General features: G+C 31.9%; 10 protein-coding genes. 5 read left to right on the plus strand and 5 right to left on the minus strand.

The genetic code is table 11. The annotated features are described in order from the left end of the window. The 5 genes from ACIQZC_RS06705 to ACIQZC_RS06725 form a co-directional block, all read right to left on the minus strand. On the minus strand, nt 1–1,300 hold a 1,300-nt coding region (locus tag ACIQZC_RS06705; RefSeq protein ID WP_396138465.1), incomplete at its 3' end, for an outer membrane protein assembly factor. Continuing rightward, nucleotides 1,218–1,973, minus strand: a complete 756-nt coding sequence (locus tag ACIQZC_RS06710; RefSeq protein WP_396138466.1) for an isoprenyl transferase — start codon at nt 1,971–1,973, stop codon at nt 1,218–1,220. The genes ACIQZC_RS06705 and ACIQZC_RS06710, both read right to left, overlap by 83 nt. Nucleotide 1,974: 1 nt before the next feature. Continuing rightward, nucleotides 1,975–2,658: a DUF6089 family protein gene (locus ACIQZC_RS06715; RefSeq protein WP_396138467.1), complete on the minus strand. Its 684-nt coding sequence runs from the start codon at nt 2,656–2,658 to the stop codon at nt 1,975–1,977. Nucleotides 2,659–2,778: 120 nt separating this feature from the next. Beyond that, entirely contained in the window at nt 2,779–3,663 is an 885-nt protein-coding gene (locus tag ACIQZC_RS06720; RefSeq protein WP_396138468.1) for an NAD kinase, read from the minus strand. 9 nt (nt 3,664–3,672) lie between these two features. Next, a complete protein-coding gene (locus ACIQZC_RS06725; RefSeq protein WP_396138469.1) occupies nt 3,673–4,332 on the minus strand; it encodes a CBS domain-containing protein in 660 nt (219 codons plus the stop codon). 95 nt (nt 4,333–4,427) lie between these two features. Between ACIQZC_RS06725 and ACIQZC_RS06730 the strand changes: the two genes are divergently transcribed. From ACIQZC_RS06730 to ACIQZC_RS06750, 5 genes are all read left to right on the plus strand, one after another. Continuing rightward, nucleotides 4,428–5,141, plus strand: a complete 714-nt coding sequence (locus tag ACIQZC_RS06730) for a pyridoxine 5'-phosphate synthase (RefSeq protein ID WP_396138470.1) — start codon at nt 4,428–4,430, stop codon at nt 5,139–5,141. After that, the gene (locus tag ACIQZC_RS06735) at nt 5,142–5,906 is read left to right on the plus strand and encodes an alpha/beta fold hydrolase (protein WP_396138471.1); all 765 of its coding nucleotides are present in this window, start codon (nt 5,142–5,144) and stop codon (nt 5,904–5,906) included. A gap of 124 nt (nt 5,907–6,030) precedes the next feature. Further along, nucleotides 6,031–7,296 (plus strand): OmpP1/FadL family transporter, encoded by a 1,266-nt coding sequence (locus tag ACIQZC_RS06740; RefSeq protein ID WP_396138472.1) that lies wholly within the window; start codon nt 6,031–6,033, stop codon nt 7,294–7,296. Between the two features lie 18 nt (nt 7,297–7,314). After that, complete coding sequence (locus ACIQZC_RS06745) at nt 7,315–8,907, plus strand: G-D-S-L family lipolytic protein (RefSeq protein ID WP_396138473.1); 1,593 nt, start codon at nt 7,315–7,317, stop codon at nt 8,905–8,907. Between the two features lie 78 nt (nt 8,908–8,985). Next, entirely contained in the window at nt 8,986–9,330 is a 345-nt protein-coding gene (locus ACIQZC_RS06750) for a phage holin family protein (protein ID WP_396138474.1), read from the plus strand. The last annotated feature ends 40 nt before the right edge of the window (nt 9,331–9,370 follow it).

Here is a 9,370-nt window from a genome sequence, read left to right on the forward strand (position 1 = left end):
CTCGAATAGAACGAATCAAATCTTCCTTACTATATTTTTGTCCAGGTTTTGTTCTTAATTCTCTGTAAATCACATGATCATTTGTTTTGTCATTTCCAACAACCGTAATTTTATTAAAGTAGGCAATAGGACCTTCTGTAATTCTAATTTCAAAATCAATAGTATCGTTTACCGTTCTCACTTCAACCGGGTTAATGTTTGAAAATAAATAACCGTTATTTTGATAAAGATTGGTTATATCTTCACCATCAGGTTTAGATTGGTCAGCAATTCTTTTTTGGAGAATGGTTCCATTGTAAACATCTCCTTTTCTTATAGCTAGTAATGAATTTAATTGGCGATCAGTATAAATGGTGTTTCCTAAATATCGAATATCTCCAAAATAATATTTTTGTCCTTCTTCTAATTTTACTTTAATGCCAATCGTATTTGTAGCTTTGTCATATGCAACAGAGTCAGATATAATTCTAGCATCTCGGTATCCTTTTTCTTTATATTTGTCAATTACGGCAACTAAATCTTCTTTATATTTTTCTTTTATATATTTAGATTTTTTGAAAATACGAATAGGATTGCGTTGTTTGGTGTTTTTAAATGTTTTTTTAAGAGAAGCATCACTCATTTTTGAATTTCCGTCAAAATCAATTATTTTTACTTTTACTTTTTCGCCCTTATCTATATTGACAACCATTTTTACATCTGAAAAAGCAGAATCTTGTACCGTATTAATAACTACTTTTGAGTTGTAGTATCCGTCTTTTTTGTATTTATTTTCAATATAGTTTTTGGTAGTTGTAAGTAAGTTTTCGTTTACAATTTTGCCTTTTTTAAGATCCGTTTCTTTAATTAATTCTTCGACTTTACCTTTTTTTACACCTTGAATTTTTACATCACCAAGCTTAGGAAGTTCATTGATGTTTAATTCTAAAAAGATGCTGTCGCCTTCAATTTTATTTACATAAAAGTTAACATCCGAAAACAATCCTAATTTCCATAATTTTTTTATGGCGGCACTTATGTCTTCTCCTGGAACCATTAAAGACTGACCTTTTTCTAATCCTGTAAAAGTAGTTACAGTTTGTGCGTTATAGCTAATTTTCCCGGTAATATCAATTTTAGCTAATATGTATTCTTTTCCGTTTTCAAGTTTAGTTTCTTGAGCAAAAAGGGAACTGCTATTTAATAAAATAAAAATTGAAAGTAATTGTAATCCTTTTTTAAACATTTTTTTCGGGTATAATTTGTTCGCTTGTTTTTCCAAATCGGCGTTCTCTCTTTTGATAACTAATAATTGCTTCATATAAATGGTCTTCTGAAAAATCGGGCCAAAGCACATCGGTAAAATAAAACTCGGCATAAGCAATTTGCCATAACAGGAAATTACTTATTCTATGTTCGCCGCTCGTTCTTATCACCAAATCTACATCGGGTAAATTGTGTGTGTAAAGATGCTGATTAATAATTGATTCGTCAATAGACTCTTCAGAAATTATATTATTTTTAACTTTATTACTAATTTTTTTAACAGCTTGAATAAGCTCTTCCCTAGCCCCATAACTAAGTGCTAAAGTAAGCGTCATTCTACTGTTTTCGGCTGTTTTTTGAATTACTTCTTCTAATTCTTTTTGGACACCGGTCGGTAAATTTGTTAAATTTCCGATGGCGTTTAATTTTATATTATTTGACTGTAATGTTTTGATTTCTTTCTTTAAGGATGAAATTAATAACTTCATTAATGTTTCAACTTCTATTTTTGGTCGGTTCCAGTTCTCAGTTGAAAAGGCATAGAGCGTTAAATTTTTGATTCCTAACTTGGCACAACTTTCAACAGTAACGCGCACCGATTTAGTGCCATTTTCATGACCTATTGCGCGAAGTAACCCTTTTTGTTTTGCCCATCTTCCATTTCCATCCATAATGATGGCTACGTGATTTGGCAGAGTTGCTGTATTTATTTCTTGTACTTTTTCCATATTATTCTGCGCAAAAGCAAGGATTTTGTCCAAATGTATACGTAAGTGTTAATCCAGAAAACACATACCAATCATTACTATTTAAATTTCCAAAACGAAGGTTGTCAAAATTATTATTTTTTGGATTACTACCGTCTAAATTATCTGTAAAAGTATATCTTGCGCCTACTTCGGCTCCAACTACAAAATTACTGAACAGTCTGGCTTTAACACCTATAACCATGGGTAAAGCAAAGGCACTACTTTGATAATCCAAATAACTTTCTTTACCTGCAATAAAAATTTCATCGTAAATAAAATAATTCACTCCAGTAAAAACATAAGGAGTTACTTTCTTTTGGTTATCATGTAAATCAAAATCCATAAAATTAAATTCTAATCCTAGAGAGAACTCTTTTACCTTATTTTCAAAAGTATTTCCTCTTAATTTTCTGCTTGGTACCTCACTATCAATATCATTTGCTCTTAACTTTCCTTGATAATAAGAAAATCGCCAAGCGTGTCGTGGACTTCTATTCCATTTATATACAATTCCAAAAGCAGGTTCGTTTGGAGCAATATAATCGGTAGGGCCTACATCGCCAATATAATTAATTCCACCAGCAAAAACGCCTATTTCATGAATTTGAGCAAAGGTGTTTAAGGTGCAGAAAATCAAGCTTATGTAAATAAAAATACGTTTCATTTTTTCAAATAGTTTGCAAATATAACAATATTGACTACTTAACCCTATTTTATAGGATTTTTTTGTTATATCTTATTCAGTTATAAAACGCAAAAAAAATAAAAATGATATAGGAAAGTTTTAATTTCTTTTATCTGCCCCCCAAAGTAATTTTTTTCTAATAGTGGCTAAAAAAGTCTCTTCTTTAAATTCAATGATTGATAGCGAAAAAGGTGCTTTTTTAATATAAACAGTTGTGTCTATACTAACAGAGGCAATTCGCGAGTCTAAAGAAATTAAAAATTGTTCTTCTCGTCCTGATACTTTTAAAGTAATTTCAGTATCGTCAGTAATTACAAGTGGTCGTGCATTTAAATTATGTGGTGCCATTGGTGTAACAACAAAACTTGCTACTTCGGGTGTTAATACTGGTCCGCCACAACTTAAAGAATAGCCCGTTGATCCGGTAGGAGTTGAAATTATAAGACCATCTGCCCAATAAGAAGTAAGGTATTCATCATTTAATGAAGTTTCAATGGTGATCATCGAAGTGGTGTCTTTTCGGGCAACCGATACTTCATTTAATGCAAAATCTAAATCATTGAAATTTTCATATTCAGGACTTGTTCTTATGCTAAGTAAGCTTCTTTTGGAAATGATATACTCTTTTTGAATTACTTTTTGCAAAAGCGCTTCAATATTTTCATATTGTACTGTTGCTAAAAATCCCAATCTTCCAGCATTGATTCCTATAATTGGTATGTTTTTATCGCGAATAAATGTTGCTGCTTTCAAAATGGTTCCATCGCCACCAATGCTTATTAATGCATCGAAATCTGAATCAAGTTCGGCATAGTTAGAAAAACTTGCGAAAGAGTTTAATATGATATTTTTTTCTTGAAGAATTGACAAAAAGGAATGTTCAAATGCTATTGAAATTTCATTTTTTTCTAAAAATGAAACAACTTTAGTTACAATTTCAGCGGTATTGTTTTGATAATATTGTCCAAAAATTGCTATTTTCATAAGACTAACTTAAATATTAAGATATTTATCTAAATAATCTGAACGCTCTTTGAGACTATTTAAATAGGAGTCTTCCTGATGCTCAGAAATTATATCATAATCATACCTTCTAAAGGTTTGAATGATTTCGTTTAAACCAATTTGGCTAATTTTAACTGTAATTTCTACTTTATTATTAGCTACATTTGATATAAATAAGCCAAGAATTTTAGCATTATTACTTTCAATAATTTGAGCCACTTGACTCATAGAAAAGGTGTTCAATTCCTTTTCAATAATTAAAATTCCGCCTTCTTCCTTTAAAAAAGGCGTTTCATGTAAAAAGCGAATTACATCTTCTAATTCATAATAGCCAACATAGTTATTTTTTTCATCTAATACAGGAAGTAAATTTGAATCATTTTTAGCAAAAACTTCTAAAACATCTAACCAAATCATACTCGAACGCACAAAAAAACGCTCAAAGTGAAAACGACTATCATTAATTAACGCTTCTGATTTTGAAAATTCTACTGTTTCTTTTGCTATACATCCAATATAGATACCTTCTTCAGTAACCGGAAAATGTGAATATGAAAAATCTTCAAAAAGATCCAGTGCTTCCCTAATAGAATCACTGTGCTTTAATGGTTTTATTTCAGTATTAATATAACTATTTAGGTTATTCATATATAAAAATGTGAAATGAAACCGCAAAATAATCAAAAAATACGATATGATACCTAATTTATACTTTGTATTTTTGCTAAAATTAAATAGCAACCATGACAAAGCTTTCTGTAAATATTAATAAAATTGCAACATTGCGAAATGCTAGAGGGGGAAATGTACCCGATTTATTAAAAGTTGCTAAAGATATTCAGCAGTTTGGAGCACACGGAATTACCATTCATCCAAGACCAGACGAAAGACATATTCTCTATCAAGATGCACGAGATTTAAAATCTATAGTCTACACCGAATATAATATTGAAGGCAATCCGCAACATAATTTTATTGATTTGGTTTTAGAATGTAAACCCACTCAAGTAACCTTAGTTCCAGACGCCATTGGGGCTTTAACTTCCAATGCAGGTTGGGATACTATAAAACATCAGTCCTATTTAATGGAAGTCATTCAAGAATTTCAGCGAAACGGCATAAGAACTTCAATTTTTGTGGATGCCGTTGAAAAAATGATTGAGGGAGCAAAAGCAACCGGAACCGATCGAATTGAATTGTACACCGAAAGTTTTGCACACGATTATGGAATGGGAAATTTAGCTGGAATTGAACCCTTTATCAAAGCGGCTCATAGAGCTAATGAATTACAATTAGGAATTAATGCGGGTCATGATTTGAGTCTGGATAACATTAAATTCTTCAAAGAGAATATTCCTAATTTATTAGAAGTTTCTATAGGTCATGCTTTAATTTCAGAGTCCTTATATTTAGGGATTGAAAATGTAGTAAACATGTATTTGCAAAAATTAAAATAAATGACATTACATTCAAGAATTGAAGGAGAAGGAACTCCAATAATTATACTTCATGGCTTTTTAGGAATGTCTGATAATTGGAAATCAATAGCTGCACAATTTGCTTCCGAGGGTTTTCAAATCCATTCATTAGATTTAAGAAATCACGGTAAAAGTTTTCATTCCGATGAATTCAATTATGAAATCATGATGGAAGATGTGAAAGCGTATGTAGATTCTCATAATTTACAAGATATTACATTGTTAGGTCATTCAATGGGAGGCAAAGTAGCAATGTTGCTGGCAACTACCTACCCAAATTTAGTTTCCAAATTAATTATTGCTGATATTGGACCTAAATATTATGCACCGCACCATCAAACTATTTTAGCAGGATTAAATGCGGTTGATTTTTCTAAAAATCCTAGCAGAAGTGGTGTTGAAAAAATTGTATCAAATTTTATTACCGATTTTGGTACGCGCCAATTTTTATTAAAAAATCTATATTGGAAAACGCCTGAACAACTTGCTTTCCGATTTAATTTACAAGTTTTTAATGACAAAATAGAAACGATAGGAACAGCATTGCCTTTTGAAAACAAATTTGATGGTCCAACTCTTTTTTTAAGAGGTGCTAAATCCGATTATATTTTGGATGCCGATTTTGAAACTATTTATCATCATTTTCCAATGGCAACTATTGTAACTATTGCCAATGCGGGTCATTGGCTCCATGCCGAAAACCCAATAGATTTTGAAATAAATGTGATGCGATTTTTAAAATAAAAGTGCAAAAAAATTATGCACGCATAATTTTTTTAGTTAAAAAAATTGTAAAATTCATATTTTGTCTTAATTTTGAACTATTGATTTTTATAAATTAAGAAAAAAACTAACACAAATTTACATTATGAGAAAATTACTTTCTTTAACATTATTGGCTTTAGCTAGCTCAACTGCCTTTGCAGGTGGATATCGAGTGAGTATTCAAGGTCAAAAGCAATTAGCTATGGGACACACAGGTGTTGCTGTAGTAAATAGCGCAGAAGTTGCATTTTTTAACCCTGCGGGGATGGCTTATTTAGACAAAAAATTCAATTTCTCTTTTGGAGGAAATGCATTGTTTGCGAAGACAAAATTCCAAAATTCACAATATAATTGGGAATCATCTACTGAAAATTTAGGAACACCATTCAGTTTGTATGCTACTTATAAAGTGAACAAATGGTTAACTGCAGGTTTAGCAGTTTATACTCCTTATGGGAGTTCTGTAGAATGGGATCAAGATTGGCAAGGAGCACATTTAGTAAATAATATTGATTTATCAGCTATTTTTGTTCAGCCCTCTGTGTCTATAAGAGTAGGAGAACATTTCAGTATAGGTGGTGGACCAATATTTGCATCGGGTTCTGTAAACTTTAACAGAAATGTTGCTATAAATCCATTACTATCTGTAAACGGAAGCGGAACAGATGTTACATTAGATGCCAAAGGAATTACTGCATGGGGATACACCGCTGGATTTATGTTCAACCCTTCAAAAAAATTGAGAATTGGTATGAACTACCGTTCTGAAATCATTATGGAGGCTAGAGATGGTGATGCTAATTTTAATGATGTACCGGCTTTTGCATCAACTACGCCAACATTACAAAATACTACATTTAATGCAGATTTACCTTTACCTGCTGAATTAACAGTTGGTTTGTCGTATAAAATTTCTGACAAATGGTTGTTTGCATTTGATTACAACAGAGCAATGTGGAGTGTTTATAAAGCATTAAACGTTGATTTCTTAAATCCCGATGGTACAATAAGAAATTCTTCTAACAATGCAAGAAACTACCAAAACTCAAGTACTTATAGATTAGGAACACAATATGTGGCTAATGATAAATTTACGTTCAGAGCAGGTTGGTATTTTGATGAAAGTCCAGTTCAAGATGGATATTTTGCACCAGAAACGCCAAGAAATGACTCTATGGGGTATACAGGTGGATTAACGTATAAAGTGAACAGTAAATTAGGGGTTGATTTTTCATTCCTTTATTTACACTTTGACGAAGTGGACAATTCATATAACCATTACCAAGAAAATGGAAATACATTACCATTTGGAGGAACTTATAAATCAGTTGTTTTCTCTCCAGGTGTAGGTATTACTTATGGTTTCTAATTATTAAATAAAAGTAAAATGAAAAATAAATTTATATATTTAGCTATTATAGCTGTTGGTTTTGCTTCATGTGAACCAGAATTTGAAAAAGAAGTAGGCGCAAACTATTCTTCTGGAGAAGCAGACTTTACTTCTTATGTAGCCATTGGAAATTCATTAACTGCAGGTTATATGGATGGAACCGTTTCTAGAGTAGGACAAACCTATTCTTATCCAAACTTATTAGCACAACAATTTGCATTAGTAGGTGGTGGGGCTTTTACTCAACCATCTTACGCAGAAGATGTAAATAATTTAGGAGGTATTCAAGGATTAACAGGAACCAGATTAGTAATTAATGCATCTGTGGGTGGGGTTCAGCCAATTGCGGGTACTCCAACCATCACACTTACACCTCAAGCTATGGCTTACAATAATATGGGTGTGCCTGGTGCAAAATCATTTCATTTACTAGCACCAGGATATGGAAGCGCTGCTAACCTTTTACTAGGTAGAGCTAATCCTTATTTTGTGAGACATGCAACATCAACTTCAGCAACAGTAATTGGGGATGCTATGACTAAAAATCCAACATTCTTTACCAACTGGATTGGTGCTAATGATGTTTTAGCTTATGCAACTTCTGGAGGAACTATGCCTGACAATCCATTAACAACAACTGTTGATGAGTCTGTAATGTCAGCAAATGATCATAATACTACTGGAAATATCAATCCATTAACCTATGGACCAAATGATATTACCAATACAAATTTATATGAAAGCACATATAGAAACATGATCAACACACTTACTAATGGTGGTGCTAAAGGTGTAGTTTGTACCATTCCTAGTGTAACTTCTATTCCTTATTTTACTACAGTTCCTTTTGCTCCATTATCTCCAACTGCTTTAGGAGGTGCTACAACTATTGCAACATTAAACGCACAATTATATGGTCCTTTAGATGCAATTTTTACTGCTTTAGGTGAGCCAAATCGTGTTAATCCATTGTCTGCAACTTCAGCAAATCCAATATTAATTTTTGATGCTGATGCTTTAGATAGAACTGCTCAAATTACAGGAGCTTTATCTGGAACGTTGGGAGTGCCAACAGCAACTGCTTTTGGAATGGTTTTTGGAAAAGCGCGTCAAGCTACGGCTGCAGATTTAGTTGTTTTGACTGCTCGTTCAGTTATTGGCACACCAAACGCTTCTTCACCTTCACCTTTAATTAATATCAATGGAGTTTCTTATCCAATGGCTAACAAATGGGTATTAACAGCTACTGAAAAAACAAAAGTTGCAAATGCAACTACAGCATATAATGCTTCAATACGTTCAATTGCTGCTACTAAAAATTTAGCTGTGGCCGATATGAATACTATTATGATTCAATTAGTAAGCGGATTAAGAATTGAAACCGGACAAGTTTATACGGCTAATTATTTTAGTGGTTCGGCTACTGAAGGATTAGTATTGTTTTCTTTAGATGGTGTTCACCCTAATGCGCGTGGTTATGCAGTTATAACAAATGAAATTATCAAGGTAATTAATGCACATTATAAATCAAATTTACCGTTGCACAATCCTTCTTATTTCCCTGGAATTAATATTGTAGGTTCAAATTAAGAAAGTCTTAAATAATTTTAAAAAAGGCATCATTTTTGATGCCTTTTTTTTGTATTTTTAATCGATAAAAACAAAGACATGAATTTTATTATCAAATTATTTATCAGTTCAATTGTTGTATTTGCACTTTCCTATTTTTTGCCTGGCGTGCATGTAACTAGTATAGTTGCGGCTTTGTGGGTTGCACTAGTTTTAGGACTTCTTAATACCTTTTTAAAACCGGTATTGGTACTACTTACAATACCTGTAACACTATTTACTTTAGGGTTGTTTTTATTAGTCATTAATGCGATTATTGTGTTAATCTGCGATTATTTTATTCCCGAATTTAAAGTAGATGGTTTTGTAACGGCATTGTTTTTTAGTATTTTATTGTCATTAAGTCAATCTATTTTGAATAAAATATTTGTAAGTGACAAATAATTTTATACCGAATTGAATTTCAATAAATTAAAAACTTGTT

Source organism: Flavobacterium sp. (genome assembly GCF_044338735.1).
Lineage (GTDB): Bacteria > Bacteroidota > Bacteroidia > Flavobacteriales > Flavobacteriaceae > Flavobacterium.